The organism is Streptomyces sp. B8-7, assembly GCF_058833805.1.
Map to the genome: position 1 here is coordinate 1,302,470 of NZ_JBYRRL010000001.1, position 20,980 is coordinate 1,323,449.

At 71.5% G+C, this 20,980-nt stretch carries 18 protein-coding genes and 1 riboswitch; of the genes, 14 read left to right on the forward strand and 4 right to left on the reverse strand.

Going from position 1 to position 20,980, the window contains the following annotated elements; all coding sequences use genetic code 11:
• The first annotated feature begins 40 nt into the window (after positions 1-40).
• Positions 41-1,015: a carbohydrate kinase family protein gene (locus tag AC5K6T_RS05390; protein ID WP_493206099.1), complete on the forward strand. Its 975-nt coding sequence runs from the start codon at positions 41-43 to the stop codon at positions 1,013-1,015.
• A 202-nt stretch (positions 1,016-1,217) separates the two neighbouring features.
• Here AC5K6T_RS05390 and AC5K6T_RS05395 read toward each other — a convergent pair whose 3' ends face one another.
• Entirely contained in the window at positions 1,218-2,774 is a 1,557-nt protein-coding gene (locus AC5K6T_RS05395; RefSeq protein ID WP_493206100.1) for a cysteine desulfurase/sulfurtransferase TusA family protein, read from the reverse strand.
• Between the two features lie 284 nt (positions 2,775-3,058).
• Here AC5K6T_RS05395 and ctaC point away from each other — a divergent pair, with 284 nt between their 5' ends.
• The 4 genes from ctaC to AC5K6T_RS05415 all read left to right on the forward strand — a co-directional run bounded on the left by ctaC (position 3,059) and on the right by AC5K6T_RS05415 (position 7,556).
• Complete coding sequence (gene ctaC, locus AC5K6T_RS05400) at positions 3,059-4,018, forward strand: aa3-type cytochrome oxidase subunit II (protein WP_493206102.1); 960 nt, start codon at positions 3,059-3,061, stop codon at positions 4,016-4,018.
• Complete coding sequence (ctaD, locus tag AC5K6T_RS05405) at positions 4,015-5,754, forward strand: aa3-type cytochrome oxidase subunit I (RefSeq protein WP_493206104.1); 1,740 nt, start codon at positions 4,015-4,017, stop codon at positions 5,752-5,754. Before ctaC ends, ctaD begins: the two co-directional genes overlap by 4 nt.
• Positions 5,751-6,149: a cytochrome c oxidase subunit 4 gene (locus AC5K6T_RS05410; RefSeq protein WP_493206106.1), complete on the forward strand. Its 399-nt coding sequence runs from the start codon at positions 5,751-5,753 to the stop codon at positions 6,147-6,149. Before ctaD ends, AC5K6T_RS05410 begins: the two co-directional genes overlap by 4 nt.
• Positions 6,150-6,293: 144 nt before the next feature.
• Positions 6,294-7,556, forward strand: a complete 1,263-nt coding sequence (locus AC5K6T_RS05415) for a L,D-transpeptidase (RefSeq protein ID WP_493206107.1) — start codon at positions 6,294-6,296, stop codon at positions 7,554-7,556.
• A gap of 222 nt (positions 7,557-7,778) precedes the next feature.
• Here AC5K6T_RS05415 and AC5K6T_RS05420 read toward each other — a convergent pair whose 3' ends face one another.
• Positions 7,779-8,180, reverse strand: a complete 402-nt coding sequence (locus AC5K6T_RS05420) for a response regulator (RefSeq protein ID WP_493206109.1) — start codon at positions 8,178-8,180, stop codon at positions 7,779-7,781.
• A gap of 145 nt (positions 8,181-8,325) precedes the next feature.
• On the opposite strand from AC5K6T_RS05420, the gene ctaE reads away from it, so the two are divergent.
• The 6 genes from ctaE to AC5K6T_RS05450 all read left to right on the forward strand — a co-directional run bounded on the left by ctaE (position 8,326) and on the right by AC5K6T_RS05450 (position 16,345).
• Complete coding sequence (gene ctaE / locus AC5K6T_RS05425; protein WP_493206111.1) at positions 8,326-8,946, forward strand: aa3-type cytochrome oxidase subunit III; 621 nt, start codon at positions 8,326-8,328, stop codon at positions 8,944-8,946.
• 80 nt (positions 8,947-9,026) lie between these two features.
• Positions 9,027-9,839, forward strand: a complete 813-nt coding sequence (qcrC, locus tag AC5K6T_RS05430; RefSeq protein ID WP_493206113.1) for a cytochrome bc1 complex diheme cytochrome c subunit — start codon at positions 9,027-9,029, stop codon at positions 9,837-9,839.
• Positions 9,836-10,909: a cytochrome bc1 complex Rieske iron-sulfur subunit gene (gene qcrA, locus AC5K6T_RS05435; RefSeq protein ID WP_493206114.1), complete on the forward strand. Its 1,074-nt coding sequence runs from the start codon at positions 9,836-9,838 to the stop codon at positions 10,907-10,909. The genes qcrC and qcrA overlap by 4 nt, the downstream gene beginning before the upstream one ends.
• Complete coding sequence (gene qcrB, locus AC5K6T_RS05440) at positions 10,906-12,567, forward strand: cytochrome bc1 complex cytochrome b subunit (protein WP_493206116.1); 1,662 nt, start codon at positions 10,906-10,908, stop codon at positions 12,565-12,567. Before qcrA ends, qcrB begins: the two co-directional genes overlap by 4 nt.
• A gap of 121 nt (positions 12,568-12,688) precedes the next feature.
• Positions 12,689-13,753: an anthranilate phosphoribosyltransferase gene (trpD, locus tag AC5K6T_RS05445; protein ID WP_493206118.1), complete on the forward strand. Its 1,065-nt coding sequence runs from the start codon at positions 12,689-12,691 to the stop codon at positions 13,751-13,753.
• Between the two features lie 74 nt (positions 13,754-13,827).
• A riboswitch (SAM riboswitch) is annotated at positions 13,828-13,944 on the forward strand.
• An 883-nt stretch (positions 13,945-14,827) separates the two neighbouring features.
• Complete coding sequence (locus AC5K6T_RS05450; RefSeq protein WP_493206119.1) at positions 14,828-16,345, forward strand: aminotransferase class V-fold PLP-dependent enzyme; 1,518 nt, start codon at positions 14,828-14,830, stop codon at positions 16,343-16,345.
• 70 nt (positions 16,346-16,415) lie between these two features.
• On the opposite strand, the gene AC5K6T_RS05455 is transcribed toward AC5K6T_RS05450, so the two are convergent.
• Positions 16,416-16,697 (reverse strand): Lrp/AsnC family transcriptional regulator, encoded by a 282-nt coding sequence (locus tag AC5K6T_RS05455; protein ID WP_493206121.1) that lies wholly within the window; start codon positions 16,695-16,697, stop codon positions 16,416-16,418.
• Positions 16,694-17,440: a rhomboid family intramembrane serine protease gene (locus tag AC5K6T_RS05460; protein WP_493206123.1), complete on the reverse strand. Its 747-nt coding sequence runs from the start codon at positions 17,438-17,440 to the stop codon at positions 16,694-16,696. The genes AC5K6T_RS05455 and AC5K6T_RS05460 overlap by 4 nt, the downstream gene beginning before the upstream one ends.
• A gap of 173 nt (positions 17,441-17,613) precedes the next feature.
• Between AC5K6T_RS05460 and AC5K6T_RS05465 the strand changes: the two genes are divergently transcribed.
• The 3 genes from AC5K6T_RS05465 (at position 17,614) to AC5K6T_RS05475 (ending at position 20,933) form a co-directional block, all read left to right on the forward strand.
• The gene (locus tag AC5K6T_RS05465) at positions 17,614-17,853 is read left to right on the forward strand and encodes a hypothetical protein (protein WP_352348351.1); all 240 of its coding nucleotides are present in this window, start codon (positions 17,614-17,616) and stop codon (positions 17,851-17,853) included.
• 37 nt (positions 17,854-17,890) lie between these two features.
• Complete coding sequence (locus AC5K6T_RS05470; protein ID WP_493206125.1) at positions 17,891-19,240, forward strand: NYN domain-containing protein; 1,350 nt, start codon at positions 17,891-17,893, stop codon at positions 19,238-19,240.
• 658 nt (positions 19,241-19,898) lie between these two features.
• Positions 19,899-20,933, forward strand: coding sequence for a C40 family peptidase (locus AC5K6T_RS05475; protein ID WP_493207358.1), 1,035 nt, complete (start codon positions 19,899-19,901; stop codon positions 20,931-20,933).
• Positions 20,934-20,980 lie beyond the last annotated feature (47 nt).

Genomic DNA, 20,980 nt, shown 5'->3' on the forward strand with positions numbered 1-20,980 from the left:
CGTGGACTGTCACCGATCCTCCACCCAGGAGACCCACGCCGTGCGCATCGCAGTCACCGGCTCCATCGCCACCGACCACCTCATGACCTTCCCCGGCAGATTCGCCGACCAGCTCGTCGCGGACCAGCTGCACACGGTCTCGCTGTCCTTCCTGGTCGACAACCTGGACGTGCGACGGGGCGGTGTCGGCGCGAACATCGCGTTCGGCATGGGTCAGCTCCGCACCCGGCCGATCCTGGTCGGCTCGGCCGGCTTCGACTTCGACGAGTACCGGGCCTGGCTGGACCGGCACGGCGTCGACACCGGCTCGGTGCGGATCTCCGAGACCCTGCACACCGCGCGCTTCGTGTGCACCACCGACGCCGACCACAACCAGATCGGCTCCTTCTACACCGGCGCCATGAGCGAGGCCCGGCTGATCGAGCTGAAGACCGTCGCGGACCGCGTCGGCGGCCTCGACCTGGTCCTCATCGGCGCCGACGACCCGGAGGCCATGCTCCGCCACACCGAGGAGTGCCGCTCCCGGTCCATCCCCTTCGCCGCCGACTTCTCCCAGCAGATCGCCCGCATGAACGGCGAGGAGATCCGCATCCTGCTGGACGGGGCGACGTACCTGTTCTCCAACGAGTACGAGAAGGGCCTCATCGAGTCGAAGACCGGCTGGAGCGACGCGGAGATCCTCGGCCGGGTCGGGGTGCGCGTCACCACCCTCGGCTCCCGGGGCGTGCGCATCGAACGCAAGGGCGAGGACCCGATCGAGGTCGGCTGCGCGGAGGAGGAGCGCAAGGCCGACCCGACCGGCGTCGGCGACGCCTTCCGCGCGGGGTTCCTGTCCGGACTGGCCTGGGGTGTCTCACTGGAGCGGGCCGCGCAGGTGGGCTGCATGCTGGCCACCCTCGTGATCGAGACCGTGGGCACGCAGGAGTACCAGCTGAAGCGGGCGCACTTCATGGACCGGTTCACCAAGGCGTACGGCCACGACGCGGCCGAAGAGGTGAGCGGTCACCTCGCCTGAGCCCGTCCGGGGCGGCTGAGCGCTCCCCGCCGGAGGTGCCGCGGTCATGACGTCGGCCGGCCGCGGCGCCGTCGCGGCCGGCCGAGCGGTCCCCCGCGCCCCTTCCGGGTGCCGCCGCACCGCGGGGACCTCGCCCGGCCGCCCGCTGCCGCGGCGTCGCCGTTGCGCCCGCCCGGCCCGCAGCGCGTCCTCGCGGGCCCGGTCAGCCGGCCCGGCGGACCAGATACGCCGTGCCCCGCCCGGCCGGCTCCTCGCCGAGGTACTGCTGGGCGCGCATCGCGCACCAGGCCGGGATGTCCAGCCGGGCCGCCTCGTCGTCGGACAGCACCCGCACGACGCCGCCCACGGGCACCTCGCCGATGACCCTGGCCAGTTCGATGACCGGGACGGGGCAGCGCTTGCCGAGCGCGTCGACGACCAACTCCTCCGCGTCGTCCGGCGCGTCCACCGTGTCCGGTTCCTCCGGGCCGTCCGATTCCGCCGGCTTCTCCGAACCGTCCGGCTCCGCCCGCCTGCCCGGCTCCGCCCGCCTGCCCGGTTCCGCCCGCCTGCCCGGTTCCGCCCGCCCGTCCGCGGCGTAGGGCCGGTCCCGCCCCGCGCGCCCCTCCGGGGCGCGGTCCGCCGCCGGTGCGGGGGCGCCCAGCCGCTCCCGGACCGCCGCCACCGCCCCCGGCAGCACGTCCAGGAACCGGTCGACCTCCTCGGCGGGCGTCCCGGGCGGCAGCGACACGCGCACGTTGCCCTCGCTGAGCACCCCCATCGCCTTCAGCACATGGCTCGGCGTCAGCGTGCTGCTCGTGCAGGACGATCCGGACGACACGGAGAAACCGGCCCGGTCCAGCTCCGCCAGCAGCGCCTCGCCGTCGACGTACAGACAGGAGAAGGTGACGATGCCCGGCAGGCGGCGCCCGGCGTCGCCGACCACCTCCACGTCCGGCACGAGCCGCGGGACGCGGCCGCGGATCCGGTCCGTCAGCTCGTGCAGCCTCGCGGCCTCCTGGTCCGCCTCCGCGCGCACCGCCCGCAGCGAGGCGACGGCCGCCACGATCGCCGGGATGTTCTCGAAGCCGGCCGCCCGCCCCGACTCCCGTTCGTCCGCCGGTCCCCGGACGGCGAACCGCACGCCCTTGCGCACGGCGAGCAGTCCGACTCCGGCCGGTCCGCCCCACTTGTGGGCGGAGGCCGCCAGCAGCGACCACGGACCGGCCACCGGCCCCCAGCCCAGCGACTGGGCCGCGTCCACCAGCAGCGGCACCCCCGCCGCCCGGCACGCCTCGGCCGCCTCCGCCACCGGTTGCACGGTCCCCACCTCGTGGTTGGCCGACTGCAGGCAGGCGAGCGCGGTGTCCGGGCGGAGGGCGCCGGCGAGGTCCGACGGCCGTACCGCACCCTCCCGGCCGACCGGCACCCGCGTGACCGTACCGCCGCCGCGCTCGTGGGCCTCTGCCGAATGGAGTACGGAAGAATGCTCGACCGATGACACGATCAGGTGGCGCCCGGTCCGCCGCCGGCCGGCCAGCGCCCCGGCGATCCCCGTGTGCACGGCCCGGGTTCCCGACGATGTGAACACCACCTCGTCGGCCCGGCACCCCACCGCCTCCGCGGCGGCCTCGCGCGCCGCGTCCAGCAGCATGCGCGCCCGCCGCCCCTCCCGGTACAGCCGCGCCGGATCGGCCCACCCCTCGTCCAGTGAGGCCAGCAGGGCCTGGCGGGCGACGGGGTGCAGGGGCGCGCCGGACGCGGCGTCGAAGTAGGACACACCGCCACGCTAACTCCCCGTGCGCGCGGGGGCCCCAGGGGCCTCGGCGGCCGGCCCCGCAGGGCCGCAACTCGTGGCGCAAGCCGCAGATCGAGCCCCTTCCCCACCTCTTCGGAGTGACCCGCGGCGCGTATGGCACCCTCCCCGCGACCCCCTCAGAAGCGTCCAGTAGGGTTTGGTCCGCATAAACATCCAAACCCCTGCCCGACGCAGGGCGGCGACCGACCACCGAGTAAGTCAGGCCGCAGCCAACCGCGCGGGCGAGACTCTCGGGAAGGCGCTACGTGAGTCCCAACGGCTCCGACCGCTCGCCGCGGCGCCCGATGCGGCGGAAGCTGCTGCAGGCACTGACCGCGGGCCTGGTCCTGGCGACCGCCACCGGTTGCACATGGAAGGACTTCCCCCGCCTTGGCATGCCCACCCCCACCACAGAAGAGGCTCCGCGGATCCTCTCCCTGTGGCAGGGCTCCTGGGCCGCCGCGCTCGCCGTCGGCGTGCTGGTGTGGGGCCTGATCCTGTGGAGCGCCATCTTCCACCGGCGCAGCCGCACCAAGATCGAGGTACCTCCGCAGACCCGTTACAACGTGCCGATCGAGGCCTTGTACACGGTGGTCCCGATCATCATCGTCTCGGTCCTCTTCTACTTCACGGCCCGCGACGAGTCGAAGCTCCTCGACCTGTCCAAGAAGCCCGACGTCACGGTCAACGTGGTGGGCTTCCAGTGGAGCTGGTGCTTCAACTACATCGAGAACGTCGAAGGTTCCACGGGCGACGCCAGGACCGCCAAGGAACTGGACGCGATCCCGGACCGCTACCGGGACGACTTCCCGGAGAACGCCGGCGGTGTCTACACCTGCGGCACCCCGGGCGAGACCAACCCGCAGACCGGCAACCCGGGCCCCACGCTGTGGCTGCCCGAGGGCAAGACGGTCCGCTTCGTCCTCACCTCCCGCGACGTCATCCACTCCTTCTGGGTGGTGCCGTTCCTGATGAAGCAGGACGTCATCCCGGGCCACACCAACGCCTTCCAGGTGACCCCCAACTCGGAGGGCACCTTCCTGGGCAAGTGCGCCGAGCTGTGCGGCGTCGACCACTCCCGGATGCTGTTCAACGTGAAGGTCGTCTCCCCGGAGCGCTACGAGCAGCACCTGAAGGACCTCGCCAAGAAGGGGCAGACCGGTTACGTTCCCGCGGGCATCGAGCAGACCGCCCATGAGAAGAACCGGGAGACGAACAACCTGTGAGCATCCTCAACGAACCTCAGGGTGCCGGGGCAGCCGAAGACTCGTACTACGAGGACGAGCTGCCGGTCCGGCGCAAGCAGCCCGGCAACGTCGTGGTGAAGTGGCTGACGACCACCGACCACAAGACCATCGGAACGCTCTACCTGGTCACGTCGTTCGCGTTCTTCTGCATCGGCGGCGTCATGGCGCTGCTCATGCGGGCCGAGCTGGCCCGCCCCGGCATGCAGCTCATGTCGAACGAGCAGTTCAACCAGGCGTTCACGATGCACGGCACGATCATGCTGCTGATGTTCGCGACGCCGCTGTTCGCCGGCTTCGCGAACTGGATCATGCCGCTCCAGATCGGTGCGCCCGACGTGGCGTTCCCGCGGCTCAACATGTTCGCCTACTGGCTCTACCTGTTCGGCTCGCTGGTCGCCGTCGCCGGCTTCCTCACCCCGGACGGCGCCGCCGACTTCGGCTGGTTCGCCTACTCCCCGCTGTCCGACGCGGTCCGCTCGCCGGGCCTCGGCGCCGACATGTGGATCATGGGTCTGGCCTTCTCCGGCTTCGGCACCATCCTCGGCTCGGTCAACTTCATCACCACGATCATCTGCATGCGCGCGCCGGGCATGACGATGTTCCGGATGCCGATCTTCGTCTGGAACGTGCTGCTGACCGGTGTCCTGGTCCTGCTGGCCTTCCCGGTGCTGGCGGCCGCCCTGTTCGCCCTGGAGGCGGACCGCAAGTTCGGCGCCCACGTCTTCGACGCGGCCAACGGCGGTGCCCTGCTGTGGCAGCACCTCTTCTGGTTCTTCGGCCATCCAGAGGTGTACATCATCGCGCTGCCGTTCTTCGGCATCATCAGTGAGGTCATCCCGGTCTTCTCCCGCAAGCCGATGTTCGGCTACCAGGGTCTGATCGCGGCGACCATCGCCATCGCCGGTCTGTCCGTGACCGTGTGGGCCCACCACATGTACGTCACCGGCGGTGTGCTGCTGCCGTTCTTCTCCTTCATGACGTTCCTCATCGCCGTCCCGACCGGCGTGAAGTTCTTCAACTGGATCGGCACCATGTGGAAGGGCTCGCTGTCCTTCGAGACGCCGATGCTCTGGGCGACCGGCTTCCTGATCACCTTCACCTTCGGTGGCCTGACCGGCGTCATCCTGGCCTCGCCGCCGATGGACTTCCACATCTCCGACTCGTACTTCGTGGTGGCGCACTTCCACTACGTCGTGTTCGGCACGGTGGTCTTCGCGATGTTCTCCGGCTTCCACTACTGGTGGCCGAAGTTCACCGGCAAGATGCTCGACGAGCGCCTCGGCAAGATCACCTTCTGGACGCTGTTCGTCGGCTTCCACGGCACGTTCCTGGTCCAGCACTGGCTGGGCGCCGAGGGCATGCCCCGCCGCTACGCCGACTACCTCGCGGCCGACGGGTTCACGGCCCTGAACACGATCTCCACGATCTGCTCGTTCGTCCTCGGCCTGTCGATCCTGCCCTTCCTGTACAACGTGTGGAAGACGGCCAAGTACGGCAAGCCGGTCGGCGTCGACGACCCGTGGGGCTACGGCCGCTCCCTGGAGTGGGCCACGTCCTGCCCGCCGCCGCGGCACAACTTCCTCACCCTGCCGCGGATCCGCAGCGAATCCCCGGCGTTCGACCTGCACCACCCTGAGATCGCCGCGCTGGAGCAGCTGGGCCACGGTGGCCGGGAAGCCGCCGCGCTGGCGGGCGGCAAGGAGGCCGGCAAGTGAAGATCCAGGGCAAGATGTTCATGTGGCTGAGCCTCTTCATCCTGGCCATGGCCGTGTTCTACGGCGTGTGGTCGAAGGAGCCGGCCGGAACGACGGCGCTCTTCCTGGCCTTCGGCCTGTGCATCATGGTCGGCTTCTACCTGGGCTTCACCGCCCGGCGGGTCGACACCGGTGCCCAGGACAACAAGGAGGCCGACGTCGCGGACGACGCCGGCGAGCTGGGCTTCTTCAGCCCGCACAGCTGGCAGCCGCTCTCGCTGGCCTTCGGCGGCGCGCTCGCCTTCCTCGGCGTGGCCGTGGGCTGGTGGCTGCTGTACTTCTCCCTGCCGATCATCCTGATCGGCGTCTGGGGCTGGGTCTTCGAGTACTACCGCGGTGAGAACCGCACCCAGTAGCACGTGCTGGACGGCCGGGAACCCGGACACTCCGACGGGAGGGTCCGGGTTCCTCCGTTTCCCCCACCCGCGTTCCCCCACCGGGATTCCCTCTTTCGGGTCGCCCGGCGCGCCACAGTTGACGGGCGTTCCTAGCGTGAGGTCATGAACACCTCTCCGCGTACCCGTATCGTCGCCGGCTGCATCCTGCTGGTGATGGCCCTCGGCCCTGCCGTCGCCGCCTGCGGCGGCGACGGCAACCCGCTGTCGGCGGCGCCGTACGACGCCGCGGACCAGATCTCGTTCAACGCGCCCGAAGGGGACGGCGAGAAGGCCGACCCGGGCAAACCCCTGGAAATCACCGCCGAGGGCTCCGGCGGCCGGATCACCGACGTGGTCGCCGTGGACGCCGCGGGACGCCGCGTGACGGGCGAACTCTCCGCCGACGGCAGACGGTGGCACAGCACCTCGCCGCTGGCCGCCGACATCCGCTACACGGTCCGCGTCAGCACGGAGAACGAGGACGGCGCCCCCGGCCGCAAGGTGATCGCCTTCGACACCGGCAAACCCCGCACCAAGCAGCGCCTGGACGTCGTCTTCGGGCCCAGGACGGGCACGTACGGCGTCGGCCAGCCCCTCACCGCCGAACTGAGCATGCCGGTCAGGGACAAGGCCCAGCGCGCCGTCGTCGAGCGCGCCCTCAGGGTCGAGTCCAGCCCCCGGGTGGAGGGCGTCTGGCACTGGGTGGACGACAAGAAGCTCCACTACCGGCCCAAGGAGTACTGGCCGGCCGGCGCCATCGTCAAGGTCCGCAGCGAACTCGCCGGCGTCAAGATCAGCGACCGGCTGTGGGGCGGCCGCGGGGATCCCGTGAAGATCACCACCGGTGACCGCGTCGTCGCCGTCACGGACGCCGCCAGCCACTGGATGACCGTCTACCGTAACGGCAAGGAGATCAACTCCATGCCGATCACGACGGGCAAGCCCGGCTTCGACACCCGCAACGGCGTCAAGGTCGTCCTGGGCAAGGAGTACTACGTACGGATGCGCGGAACCAGCATCGGCATCGCCGAGGGCTCCGCCGATTCGTACGACCTGCCCGTCTACTACGCGACCCGCGTCACCTGGAGCGGCGAGTACGTGCACGCCGCACCCTGGTCGGTCGGCTCCCAGGGCTACGCCAACGTCAGCCACGGCTGCACCGGCATGAGCACCGGCAACGCCGAGTGGTTCTTCGACAACGTGCGCGCCGGCGACCTGGTCAAGGTCGTCAACTCCGACGGCGACATCATGGAGACCTTCGGCAACGGCTTCGGCGACTGGAACCTGCCCTGGAAGAAGTGGCGCGAAGGCAGCGCCCTGGTCGGCGGCGTCCCGGAGACCCCGAAGCCGGAGCAGGCCGCCCGGCTCCGCCCCGCCGCGGTGTAGGGCGGCCGGTGCCGCAGGCGCCCTCAAGAACCGGTCCGGGCCCGCCGCGGCGGTGCTCCCGGCCCGCCGCGGCGGGCCCCGGCCCGCGCACCGCCGCCGGCCTCGCCGGCCTCGACGCGGACCCTCGCGCCTGCGCGGGCTTCCTCCGGCTTCCTCGGGCTTCCTCCGGCTTCCTCGGGCTCTCCCGGGCCTGTCGAGCCGCGGGGGCGGGGCCGCGGACTCTCAGGCGCTCTGCAGCCGCCTGGTACGCAGCAGGGCGGCCAGCGCCGTCGCGAACTCCACCGGGTCCACCGGGAGCGTCACCGCCGCCTCGGCCCGGCTCCAGGTCGCCAGCCAGGCGTCCTGCGGCCGCCCGATCAGCAGCAGCACCGGCGGGCACTCGAAGATCTCGTCCTTGATCTGCCGGCACAGGCCCATGCCGCCCATCGGCACCGCCTCGCCGTCCAGGACGCAGATGTCGATGCCGCCCCTGCCCAGCTCCGTCAGCACGGCGGCCGGGGTCGCGCACTCCACGAACTCCACCGCGGGGACGTCCGGGGCAGGCCTGCGCCCGGTCGCCAACCGGACCTGTTCGCGGGTGGTGGAGTCGTCGCTGTAGACCAGCACGGTGGCGGTCGCCTGCATGGTTCCTCCGAGACGTCAGCGTCGTACGGACGGGCCGTTTGGGCCGGATGTTACTCCCCTGAACACCACGTCAACACCGGTTCGGCGACCAGCAACACTCCGAACGGCACCCCCCGGAGTGAGGGCGGGATAAGCGACCGACATAATGTCGGTCGTGGCGACAGCAACGACAGTAGAAACCGGGCACGCGCACCCGTCGGTCAACCGGCCGAACCTCACCAGCGTCGGAACCATCATCTGGTTGAGTTCCGAGCTGATGTTCTTCGCGGCCCTCTTCGCGATGTACTTCACCCTGCGGTCGGTGACCGGCCCCGAGTTCTGGAGTGAGAAGGCCGACGCCTTGAACTTCCCGTTCTCGGCGACCAACACCACCATCCTGGTGCTCTCCTCCCTCACCTGCCAGCTCGGCGTGTTCGCCGCCGAGCGCGGTGACGTCAAGAAGCTCCGGATGTGGTTCATCGTCACCTTCGTGATGGGGGCGATCTTCATCGGCGGCCAGGTGTTCGAGTACACCGAGCTGGTGAAGGAGGACGGGCTCTCGCTCTCCTCCGACCCCTACGGCTCGGTGTTCTACCTGACCACCGGCTTCCACGGCCTGCACGTGACGGGCGGTCTCATCGCCTTCCTGCTGGTCCTCGGCCGTACCTACGCGGCCCGCAGGTTCACTCACGAGCAGGCGACGGCCGCCATCGTCGTGTCCTACTACTGGCACTTCGTCGATGTCGTCTGGATCGGCCTCTTCGCCACGATCTACATGATCAAGTAGCAGGGACCGATCACCCGCGCGTTCTTCGAACCGCACATCCAGAAGCATCGACGCAGAAGATCCTGACACCGGGGTAATCCGTGAAAAAGCTCTCCGCACGACGACGCCATCCGCTGGCGGCGGTCGTCGTCCTCATCCTCGCGCTGGCGGCCACTGGGGGGCTGTACGCCGTGTTCGCGCCCGCGGACAAGGCGCAGGCCGATGAGACCGCCCAGTCCCTCGCCATCGAAGAGGGCAAGAAGCTCTACGCCGTCGGCTGCGCCAGCTGCCACGGCACCGGCGGTCAGGGCACCTCCGACGGTCCGAGCCTGGTCGGCGTGGGCGCCGCGGCCGTCGACTTCCAGGTGGGCACCGGCCGCATGCCGGCCGCCACCTCCCAGAGCGCCCAGATGCCGCGGAAGAAGAAGGTCTACTCGCAGGCCGAGATCGACCAGCTCGCGGCCTACATCTCCTCGCTGGGCGCCGGTCCGGCCATCCCGACCGAGGAGCAGTACGGCCCCCAGGGCGCGGACATCGCGAAGGGCGGCGAGCTCTTCCGCACCAACTGCGCGCAGTGCCACAACTTCACCGGCAAGGGCGGCGCGCTCACCAAGGGCAAGTTCGCGCCCTCGCTCGAAGGCGTCGAGCCGAAGCACGTCTACGAGGCCATGCAGACCGGCCCGCAGAACATGCCCTCCTTCCCCGACACCACGCTGTCGGAGCAGAACAAGAAGGACATCATCGCGTACCTCGAAGCGGTCAACGGCTCCGACACCGAGAACCCCGGCGGCCTGGAGCTGGGCGGTCTCGGCCCGGTCAGCGAGGGCCTCTTCGCCTGGATCTTCGGCCTCGGCGCGCTGGTCGCAGTCGCCGTCTGGGTCGCCGCTCGGACCGCAAAGGCCAAGAAGTCATGAGTAGCCAAGACATTCCAGAAGAGAACGTGCCTGCCGAGCAGTCCGCAGGACACCACGACCACGCGCAGGGCACGCTGAGCGTCGCGGACGAGAAGAACCCGTTCGCCGACCCCGGTCTGCCGCCCCACGAGCACCGCATCCAGGACATCGACGAGCAGGCCGCCAAGCGGTCCGAGCGCACCGTCGCCCTGCTGTTCACGCTGTCGATGCTGGCCACCGTCGGGTTCATCGCCTCCTACGTGGCGATCCCGCGCGAGAAGTCCGTCTTCGTGTTCCCGATCGGGCACGTCAACGCGCTGAACTTCGCGCTGGGCCTGACCCTGGGCGGCGCCCTGTTCTGCATCGGCGCGGGCGCGGTCCACTGGGCCCGCACCCTGATGTCCGACGTGGAGATGGCCGACGAACGGCACCCGATCGAGGCCTCGCCCGAGCTGCGCAGCCAGATCCACGACGACTTCAAGCAGGGCACCGAGGAGTCCGCGATCGGCCGTCGCAAGCTGATCCGCAACACCATGCTCGGCGCGCTGACCCTGGTCCCGCTCTCCGGCATCGTGCTGCTGCGCGACCTCGGCCCGCTGCCCGAGGACAAGCTGCGGCACACCCTGTGGAGCAAGGGCAAGCTGCTCGTCAACATGAACACCGACGAGCCGCTGCGTCCCTCCGACGTCGCCGTCGGTTCGCTGACCTTCGCCAAGCCCGAGGGCCTGGAGGAGGACGACCACGACTTCCAGAACGAGATCGCCAAGGCCGCGCTGATGATCGTCCGGCTCCAGCCGGAGGACATCAAGGACAAGCGCGAGCTGGAGTGGTCGCACGAAGGCATCGTGGCGTACTCCAAGATCTGCACCCACGTGGGCTGCCCGATCTCGCTGTACGAGCAGCAGACGCACCACGTGCTGTGCCCCTGCCACCAGTCCACCTTCGACCTGTCCGACGGCGCCCGGGTGATCTTCGGCCCCGCCGGCCACGCCCTGCCGCAGCTGCGCATCGGCGTGAACGACGAGGGCTACCTCGAGGCGCTCGGCGACTTCGAGGAGCCCGTCGGTCCTGCCTTCTGGGAGCGCGGATGAGCACCAACGACAACACCACGGCGACACCGGCCGCCGGCGCGGCCGGCCGCACCCGCGGCAAGGCCCCGGCCGGCGAGCGCATCGCCGACTGGACCGACGGCCGGCTCGGGATCTACTCCCTGGCCAAGTCCAACATGCGCAAGATCTTCCCCGACCACTGGTCGTTCATGCTGGGCGAGATCTGCCTCTACAGCTTCATCATCATCATCCTCACGGGTGTGTACCTGACGCTGTTCTTCCACCCGTCGATGAACGAGGTGGAGTACCACGGCAGCTACGTCCCGCTGCAGGGCCAGCTCATGTCGGAGGCGTTCTCCTCCACGCTGGACATCAGCTTCGACGTCCGGGGCGGCCTGCTCATCCGGCAGATCCACCACTGGGCCGCGCTGATCTTCCTCGCGGGCATGTTCGTGCACATGATGCGCGTGTTCTTCACCGGCGCGTTCCGCAAGCCGCGTGAGGTCAACTGGCTGTTCGGCTTCCTGCTGTTCGTCCTGGGCATGTTCACCGGCTTCACCGGCTACTCGCTCCCGGACGACCTGCTCTCCGGCACCGGTGTCCGCTTCACCCAGGGCGCGATCCTGTCCGTGCCGGTCGTCGGCACGTACATCTCGTTCTTCCTGTTCGGCGGGGAGTTCCCGGGCACCGACTTCGTGGCCCGCTTCTACTCGATCCACATCCTGCTGCTGCCGGGCATCATGCTCGGCCTGGTGGCCGCCCATCTGATCCTGGTCTTCTACCACAAGCACACGCAGTTCGCGGGTCCGGGCAAGAGCAACAAGAACGTCGTCGGCATGCCGCTGCTGCCGGTCTACATGGCCAAGGCGGGAGGCTTCTTCTTCCTGGTCTTCGGCGTCATCGCGGCCGTCGCGGCGATCGCGCAGATCAACCCGATCTGGGCGATCGGCCCGTACCGGCCCGACCAGGTGTCCACCGGCGCCCAGCCCGACTGGTACATGGGCTTCGCCGAGGGCCTGGTGCGCTTCTTCCCGGGCTGGGAGGTCAACTTCTGGGGCCACACCCTGGTCCTGGGCGTGTTCATCCCGCTGGTCCTGTTCGGCCTGGTGCTGGCGGCCTTCGCCGCCTACCCGTTCCTTGAGGCGTGGATCACGGGCGACAAGCGCGAGCACCACATCCTGGACCGTCCGCGCAACGCCCCGACGCGCACCGCCTTCGGTGTCGCCTGGGTGACGATGTACATGATCACGCTGGTCGGCGGTGGCAACGACCTGTGGGCCACCCACTTCCACCTGTCGATCAACGCGGTCACCTGGTTCGTCCGGATCGGGTTCTTCGCCGGACCGGTCATCGCGTTCATCGCGACCAAGCGGATCTGCCTCGGCCTCCAGCGCCGCGACCGGGACAAGGTCCTGCACGGCCGCGAGACCGGCACGATCAAGCGCCTGCCGCACGGCGAGTACATCGAGGTGCACGAGCCGCTCAGCCAGGAGCAGCTGCACACGCTCACCGCGCACGACCAGTACCAGCCGGCCGAGATCGGCCCGGCCGTCGACGAGAACGGCGTCGAGCGGAAGGTGAAGGGCTCCGAGAAGATGCGCGCCAAGCTGAGCAAGGCGTACTTCGGCGAGGACTCCCAGATCCCGAAGGCCACCGTCGAGGAGTACAAGGAGATCGCGAGCGGCCACGGCCACCACTGATCGACCGCGTTCGCCACGCCACAGCGAAGGGCCCCGTCCGAACACCGGACGGGGCCCTTCGCCCTGCCGCGGGCTGGATAGGCTGGGGATCACACTCCCCTACGACACGCAGGAGCGGCTGATGAGCGCTGTGACCCCCGCTGGAGGCGACACCGCGGCGGGCCGTTCCTGGCCCCAGGTGCTGAACGCCCTGCTGGACGGCCAGGACCTGAGCGCCGAGGCCACCGCCTGGGCGATGGACCGGATCATGCGCGGTGAGGCCACCGACGCCCAGATCGCCGGGTTCGCGGTGGCGCTGCGTGCCAAGGGCGAGACCGTCGAGGAGATCACCGGCCTGGTCCGCACCATGTACGCGCACGCCAACGTCATCGACGTACCCGGGGACACCGTCGACATCGTCGGCACCGGCGGCGACGGCGCGAAGACGGTCAACATCTCCACCATGGCGTCCATCGTGGTGGCCGGCACCGGTGCGAAGGTCGTCAAGCACGGCAACCGGGCCGCGTCCTCGGCGTCGGGAGCCTCGGACGTGCTGGAGAAGCTCGGCGTCAACCTGGAGCTCACCCCCGCGCGGGTGGCCGAGGTCGCCGAGGAGGCCGGCATCACCTTCTGCTTCGCGGTGAAGTTCCACCCGGCGCTCCGGCACGTGGCGGCCGCCCGGGGCCAGCTCGGCATCCGCACCACCTTCAACTTCCTCGGCCCGCTCACCAACCCGGCCCGGGTCCGGGCCCAGGCCATCGGTGTCGCGGACGCCCGGATGGCGCCGATCGTGGCCGGGGTGTTCGCCGAACGCGGCAACTCCTCCCTGGTCTTCCGCGGCGACGACGGCCTGGACGAGCTGACCGTCACCGCCACCTCCCGGGTGTGGGTGGTCCGCGACGGCACGGTGACCGAGGAGAGCTTCGACCCGCGCGACGTCGGCATCGACCTGGTCCCCGTGGAGGCACTGCGGGGCGCCGACGCGTCCTACAACGCCGAGGTCGCCCGCCGGCTGCTGGACGGCGAGCGGGGCCCCGTGCGGGACGCGGTCCTGCTGAACGCGGCGGCCGCCCTGGTCGCCCTGGAGCCCACCGCGGCACCTCTGACGGAGCAGATCCGCACCCAGACGGCCAGAGCGGCCGAGGCCGTCGACTCGGGCGCCGCCAAGCGCACCCTGGACCGCTGGGTGGCCGTCAGCAACGCCTGAACCGCACGGCGGACGGTCCCGCGATCCGGACCCGGGTTGCGGGACCGCGATCACTTCGCCTAAGTTCCTGCACAGGTCATGAGTGACAGCCTCTCGGCCCCGGCCGGCTGTCCGGCAACCCTCCGTCCGTGGCGGGGTGCCCCGGGTGAGGACCAGGCCGTGGACAGCAGGGTTCACGGCAAGCGCGGACCCCTCGCGACACCAGGGGTCCTGGTCGTCGAGGAGCCTTCCATGAGTCAGCGAATGCGCTAGGGCGTGTTTCGAAAGTGGCGTCGTCTGCCCGAAGGGCAGGTCTGGCGGCGTCTGGTGCGTGCGATCGCAAGGCGGAGGGTCGCCCCGATACTGGATGTATCGGGGCGAGCCCGACAACGCGGCGAGCGTGCGTGCCAGACGCCGCCAGGCAGGCGGGACTTTCGAAACACGCCCTAGGGCGTGCTGCGAGCACCGTCGGCCCGGCGCCGCCCGGTCCGCCCGCTCGCCACGTCGTGAGACGCACCCGGTACCCCCGGTGGCGGTACGGCGCCATGCCGTGCGGCCCCGCGCACCGGACACCGCCGCACCCGCCCCGCGGTCGGCCGACGCCTCACTCGCAGCACGCCCCGAGGGACGTCCGGCACCCGCCCGCGGCGTCGCGGCGTCCGGCACGCGCACCCACCGCGGCGCCCGACGGCTCCGACGGCTCCGGGGGCTCCGGGGGCTCTGCCCCCCCGGGCGTCCGGCGTCTGGCGGTCGCACGCGGACGCCGCCCGGCCCCCGCGCTTCCGCGCCGGTCCGCCCCGGTCCGCCCGGGACCGGACCTGGCCCGGGGCGGACGCGGCCGGGTGCGCCCCGCCCGCCGCTCCGGTGCCGCCCGGCGGCACCGGAGCGGCCGGGCCCCGCACCCCCGGCCGGCCCGGCGGTCCCGAGGGCCGCGGAGCCCGGCCCCGCCGCCTCTCGGGTCCCTCCCGCATCCCTCCCGCATCCCTCCTCCGTCTCCAGCCGTCCCTTTCCGTCCGGCCCGCGCCGCCGGGCCCGCCCGCGCCGCCAGGCCGCCCCTGCGCGCCGGGCGCCCTCCGCCTCCACAGGAGTTCCGCCATGGCCACCACTGTCACTGCCGCCGCCACTGCCGCCACTGCCGCCACTGCCGCCACTGCCACCACCGCCACTGCCACCGCCACGACCGTCGCCGTGGCGCCCCGTGCTGCCGTCGCCGCCGCCCGGCCGGGCACCGCCGCCCCGGCCGGCGGTACCGGCCCCCGGTGCGACCGGACCGCCGAACGGCCGGGGCACGGCCCGCTGCCCGTGCTGGGGCTGGACGTCACCGTGCCGCTGGTGACCGGTGGCGAGGTCGGCTACGCGGCTCTCGACCACGCGGCCAGCGCACCGGCCCTGCAGCGCGTCTGGGACGACGTGGCCGCCTACGTCCCCTGCTACGGCAGCGTGCACCGCGGTGCCGGCCACCTCTCCCAGCTCTCCACCGACCTGTTCGAGAACGCGCGCCGGACCGTGGCCGCGTTCCTCGACTGCCGGGAGGACGACCAGCTGGTCTTCACCCGCTCCACCACGGACTCCCTCAACCTGCTCGCCCGCGCCCTGCCGGCCGGCTGCCGGGTGTTCGTGTTCGAGACCGAGCACCACGCCTCCCTGCTGCCCTGGCAGGACGCCCGTACGACCGTGCTGGACGCCCCGCGCACGCCGGGCGAGGCCGTCGCGACGCTGGAGCGGGCGCTGGCCCGCCGGGAACCCGGCAGCCCGGCCCTGGTGTGCGTGACCGGCGCCTCCAACGTCACCGGCGAGCTGTGGCCGGTGCGTGAGCTGGCCGCCGCCGCGCACGCCCAGGGCGCGCGGATCGTGCTGGACGCCGCCCAGCTCGTCCCGCACCACCCGGTGAGCGTGCGCGACCTGGACGTCGACTGGGTGGCCTTCTCCGGGCACAAGCTGTACGCGCCGTTCGGCTCCGGGGTGCTGGCCGGCCGCGCCGACTGGCTGCGCGCGGCCGAGCCGTACCTCGCGGGCGGCGGCGCCAGCCGCCGGGTGTCCCGGCGCGCGGACGGCGGTGTGGCGGTGGAGTGGCACGACGGGGCCGCCCGGCACGAGGCGGGCTCCCCGAACGTCATCGGCGCCCACGCGATCGCCTCCGCCTGCAGGGCGCTGACCGAGGCCGGCTGGGACCGGCTGGCCGCCCACGAGCGGCACCTGCTCGACACGGTCCGGGCGTGCCTGGCCGAGGTGCCCGGGGCACGGGTGCTGTCCCTGTTCGGGGACGACGCCCCGCGGGTCGGCGTGCTGTCGTTCGTGGTGGAGGGCTGGAACAGCTCCCACCTCGCCGCCGCGCTCTCCGCCGAGTACGGCATCGGCGTACGGGACGGCCTGTTCTGCGCGCACCCCCTCGTCCGCATCCTGCTGGGCGGCGACGCCGGGACGCCGGGAGAGTGCGGGGCGCCCGGGGCGGCGCCGGGGGAGCGGTCCCTGAACGCCGTCCGGGTCAGCTTCGGCGCGGGCACCCCCGACGAGCACGTGGAGCGGTTCGTGGCCGCGGTCCGGGAACTCGTGACCCGCGGCGCCCGGTGGACCTACAGGACTCAGGACGGCCGCTGCGTGCCCGCGGTGTGACCGGCCGTCCGGGCCGTCCGGGTGATGCGGGGCGGCGGGGCCGCCGGGGCGGCGGCGCGGACGGCCCGGGTCAGGAGTCCAGGCCGATCGCGAACGCCGCCTCCAGGTCGTGCTGCGAGTAGGTGCGGAACGCCACGTGCGTGTCCGTCCCCTCGACGCCGGGGATCTTGCTGATCCGGCCCGGGATGACCTCCGCGAGGTCCTCGTGCTGCTGCACCCGGACCATGGCGATCAGGTCGTAGGTGCCCGTCACCGAGAACACCTCGCTCACGCTGTCCAGCGCGGCGATCCGCTCCGCGATCTCGGGAATCCGGTCCACGCTGGTCTTGATGAGGACGATCGCGGTGATCACGGCTGGTTCTCTCCCTCGGGGGCCGGCGCAGTCGGGGCGGTCCTCACTCTAGTCGTCCGTCCGTGACGCACCCACGCATAGGCGAAGCCCAGCCCGAATCCGACCAGGTGGGCGAGGTAGGCCACGCCGGGGCCCTCGGGGGCGCGGCCCGCGGCCAGCCACTGCAGGGCGGCCCAGAACGGCAGCACCACCCAGGCCGGGAAGCGCAGCGGCAGGAAGAACAGGAAGGGCAGCAGGCTGGTCACCCGGGCCCGCGGGAACAGGCACAGCAGCGCCCCGAGCACCGCCGAGATCGCCCCCGACGCCCCCACCAGCGACTGCTCGGAGCCGGCGTTGGCGGCCGCGTACCCGAGCAGCGCGAGATAGCCGCAGCCCAGGTAGAAGAGCGTGAACTCGGTGTGGCCGAGGCGTTCCTCGGTCATCACCCCGAAGACGTAGAGGAACAGCATGTTGCCGAGCAGATGCACCCAGCTGCCGTGCACGAACAGGGCGGTCGCCGGGGTCAGCGCGGCCCGCGCGGACCCCTCGAACAGTTCTGCGGGGACCACGCCCCAGCGCCGGAAGTAGGACTGCTGCGCGGCGAGCAGCTCGTCCCCGGAACCGTAGGCCGGGTGCAGCCCAGCGGCCGGCCCCAGCACGAAGATCAGGCAGCACAGGCCGATCAGCGTGTACGTCATCGGTGCCGTCGGCCACCGCAGGGCCCCGGCCACCCGGCCGGCCCGCGCGCTCCACTCACTGACCATGGACACAGAGCATGACGTAACCGGACGCACGGGGACGCACCGCCTCGCCGTCGTGGACGGACGGGCAGGGCGGCATCGCCAGGCCGTAGGGTTACGTGCCACACGTGTCGGGAAGCCGACGCGTCACGGAGACTTGAAGAAGCCCACGTATCAGAAGGAAGCGAACAGTCACGATGACGGTTCCCCTGCCGACCGCCACGACCCGGTGGCGCTGCACCCTGTGCGGCAACCTCACCCGCTTCGACGTGACCCGCTCGTCGAAGGTCGTGGAGTACGTCCACCTCGACCTCGCCGGGGAGCCGAGTGTGGAGGAACGCGAGGTGGTCAGTGAGACCATCGAATCGGTCCGCTGCCGCTGGTGCAACGCGGTGGACCAGGTGGAACTCGTGGACAGGCCGGGCGCCGGCTCCTGACGGGAGCGGGCCCCGCACAGGCATTGGGGTGTGACGGATGGTGGAGACCACGGGCGGGGAGCCGGACGACGGCGCCGCCGAGGTGCTCGACCGTCCGCTGCCCGACGGTGTGCGGCGCCGCGTCGTCCAGATCGTCTCGGACGGCTTCGGCGGCCTGACGGTGGGCGAGCTGCCCGCCCAGCTCCGGCAGTACGCCCGGTTCGCCCCGAACCGGCGGGCCAAGTTCGCCGGCAACGCGATGGCGTCGGCGCTGGAGACCGACCCCCTGTTCCGGCAGCGGATCGGCGAGAAGCTCAGAGCGGCCCAGCCCGAGCTGACCGGCGCGCTCGACTCGGGTGCGCCGCCCCCGGCCGCGGACCCGCTGGACGTGGCGGCCGCGGCCTACGTGCTGCGCCCCGCGGGCTGGGTGAAGCTGGTGGCGGCGGCCGGCGAGGAGGCCCAGCGCGCCGACGCCGAACGCGCCGACGAGGAGAGCCGGGCCGAACTGGAGCGCCTGCGCGGCGACCTGGCCGCCGCGCGCGAGCAGACCCGCGCCGAGACCGAGCGGCTGCGCGCGGAGCTGGACTCGGCGCGCAAGGATGCCGAATCGCTTCACCGCAAGCTGCGCGCGGCCCTCAGCGACGTCAAGCGGGGCGAGGCCGCGCTGCGCAAGGCGCAGGCCGAGACGGACACGGTCCGCGCGGAGGGGCATGCGCAGCTGTCCGCCGCGGAGAGCGAGGCCCGGCGGCTGAAGGCACGCCTGGCGGAGACCGAGGCCGCGCTGGAGGCCAGCCGCAGGGCCGCCCGGGAGGGGCGCAGCGTGGAGGACATGCGGGTGCGGCTGCTGCTGGACACGGTGCTGGACGCGGCTCAGGGGCTGCGCCGTGAACTGGCGCTGCCGCCGGTGTCGGTGCGTCCCGCCCAGACCGTGGACGCGGTCGAGCCGGGCCGGATGACCCCGAAGGACATCGCCGCGCGGGCACTGTCGGAGGACGATCCGGCGATCCTGGACCAGTTGCTGGCACTGCCGCAGGCGCACCTGGTCGTGGACGGCTACAACGTCACGAAGACGGGCTATCCGCAGATGCCGCTGGAGAAGCAGCGGCTGCGGCTGCTGGGCCAGCTGGCCCAGCTCGCCGCGCAGACCGGCGCCGAGGTCACCTGCGTGTTCGACGGGGCGGAGCTGGCGGCGCCGGTGCTGCTGGCACCGCCGCGCGGGGTGCGGGTGCTGTTCTCCAAGCCGGGTGTGACCGCCGACGAGCTGATCCGCCAGCTGGTGCGGGCCGAGCCGCCGGGCCGTCCGGTCATCGTGGCCTCCACCGACCGCGAGGTCGCCGACGGCGTGGCGCGGGCCGGGGCGCGCCCGGTGGCCTCCCTGGTCCTGCTCAGGCGCTTCTCCCGGGGCTGAGCCCAGCGCGGTTCCCGGGCCGCCCCGCAGCCGGTGCCCGGGGCGGCGCTTCGGGGTGTGCCCCGAGCCGGCTCCGGACCGACGCGTGGCCGGAGCGGCCGCATGCCGTCCTCATGCCTGCATGTCATGCGAGCCCCATGCGAGCCCCATGCCGGCCCCATGCCGGCCGCAGGCCGACCCGGAGCTGCTTCCGGCGGCGTCTCCCGAGCCGCTCTCCCCGTGCCGACCCGGTGTCCGCCCCCGTGCCGACCCCGTGCCGACCCGGTGTCCGCCCCCGTGCCGACCCCGTGCCGACCCCGTGTCGCCCCCGAGCCGAGCCGGTGTCCGCCCCCGAGCCGAGCCCGTATCACCCGGCACCGGCTCCGGGGCGACCCTGACGGCCGGCCGGAGCCGTCTGCCCGGCCGGGGGGCCGCTCCCACGTATGCCCCATGAGTCGCATACACACCATCGGCAACGTACCGGTGGATTGCCCGAATTGGACTGGTCCTTACGCAACGTAGCGTCAAGCCCTTATCACCGCACGTGAGTTGCGCGCAGCAAATGCGCTCCGTGAGGGAGTTTTTTGGCCTCAGGATTTGAACTGATCACAAGGAGGTCACTAAGGTCGGGCCTCGAACCTCCGATCGGGTGATCACCCCTAAGAAGGAGTCCACCTCCGTGGCGTCCCACCGTCGACCCAAGCAGCCGAGTCGCGCCCGCGTGACCGTGCTGACCACCGCAGCCGCCGCCGCCGTCGCCTTCAGCGCCCAGGCCGCCAATGCCGCGCCGAGCGAGAAGCCGACCAAGGACGAGGTCAAGGCCAAGGTCGACAAGCTGTACGAGGAGGCCGAGCAGGCTTCCGAGAAGTACAACGGCGCCAAGGAGAAGCAGGAGAAGCTCCAGAAGGAGATCTCCACCGTCCAGGACAACGTGGCCCGCGGCCAGGAGGAGCTCAACGAGCTCCGCGACGGTCTGGGTTCGATGGCCAGCGCCCAGTACCGCAGCGGCGGCCTCGACCCCTCCGTGCAGCTGTTCCTGTCCGCCGACCCCGAGGACTACCTCGACAAGGCCTCCACCCTCGACCAGCTGACCGCCCAGCAGGTCGACGCGCTGAAGAAGGTCCAGGACAAACAGCGCGAACTGGCCCAGCAGCGCTCCGAGGCCACCGAGAAGCTGGAGGACCTCGCCGCCACCCGCGAGGAACTCGGCAAGAAGAAGAGCGAGGTCCAGGCCAAGCTCGCCGAGGCGCAGAAGCTGCTCAACTCCCTCACCGCCGCCGAGAAGGCCGCCCTCGCCGCCGAGCAGCAGCGCGCCGACCGCTCCTCCGGTGAGCGCGTCGACCTCGGCGACGCCAAGCCCGCCTCCGGCCGCGCCATGGCCGCCTTCCAGGCCGCCCAGAGCAAGATCGGCTCCCCGTACGTGTACGGCGCCTCCGGCCCGTCCTCCTTCGACTGCTCGGGCCTGACCTCCTGGGCCTTCGCACAGGCCGGCGTCTCCCTGCCGCGCACCTCGCAGGCCCAGGCCAACGCCGGCACCCGCATCTACAGCCAGTCCGACCTCATGGTCGGCGACCTGGTCATCTTCTACGGCGACCTGCACCACGTCGGCTTCTACGCGGGCAACGGCCAGGTGCTGCACGCCCCGCGCACCGGCACCGTTGTGCGCTACGAGTCGATCGGCAACATGCCGTTCCAGTTCGGCGTCCGCGTCTGACCCGTCCGGCCCGCCCGGACCCCTTCAAGATCAGGACACCGTGCCGC

Bases quoted from the DNA above. Each gene is read 5' to 3' on its own strand.
- AC5K6T_RS05415 (WP_493206107.1), top strand. From the start codon at position 6,294: ATGAACACCTCTCCGCGTACCCGTATCGTCGCCGGCTGCATCCTGCTG.
- AC5K6T_RS05420 (WP_493206109.1), bottom strand. From the start codon at position 8,180: ATGCAGGCGACCGCCACCGTGCTGGTCTACAGCGACGACTCCACCACC.
- ctaE (WP_493206111.1), top strand. From the start codon at position 8,326: ATGTCGGTCGTGGCGACAGCAACGACAGTAGAAACCGGGCACGCGCAC.
- qcrA (WP_493206114.1), top strand. From the start codon at position 9,836: ATGAGTAGCCAAGACATTCCAGAAGAGAACGTGCCTGCCGAGCAGTCC.
- qcrB (WP_493206116.1), top strand. From the start codon at position 10,906: ATGAGCACCAACGACAACACCACGGCGACACCGGCCGCCGGCGCGGCC.
- trpD (WP_493206118.1), top strand. From the start codon at position 12,689: ATGAGCGCTGTGACCCCCGCTGGAGGCGACACCGCGGCGGGCCGTTCC.
- AC5K6T_RS05450 (WP_493206119.1), top strand. From the start codon at position 14,828: ATGGCCACCACTGTCACTGCCGCCGCCACTGCCGCCACTGCCGCCACT.
- AC5K6T_RS05460 (WP_493206123.1), bottom strand. From the start codon at position 17,440: ATGGTCAGTGAGTGGAGCGCGCGGGCCGGCCGGGTGGCCGGGGCCCTG.
- AC5K6T_RS05465 (WP_352348351.1), top strand. From the start codon at position 17,614: ATGACGGTTCCCCTGCCGACCGCCACGACCCGGTGGCGCTGCACCCTG.
- AC5K6T_RS05470 (WP_493206125.1), top strand. From the start codon at position 17,891: ATGGTGGAGACCACGGGCGGGGAGCCGGACGACGGCGCCGCCGAGGTG.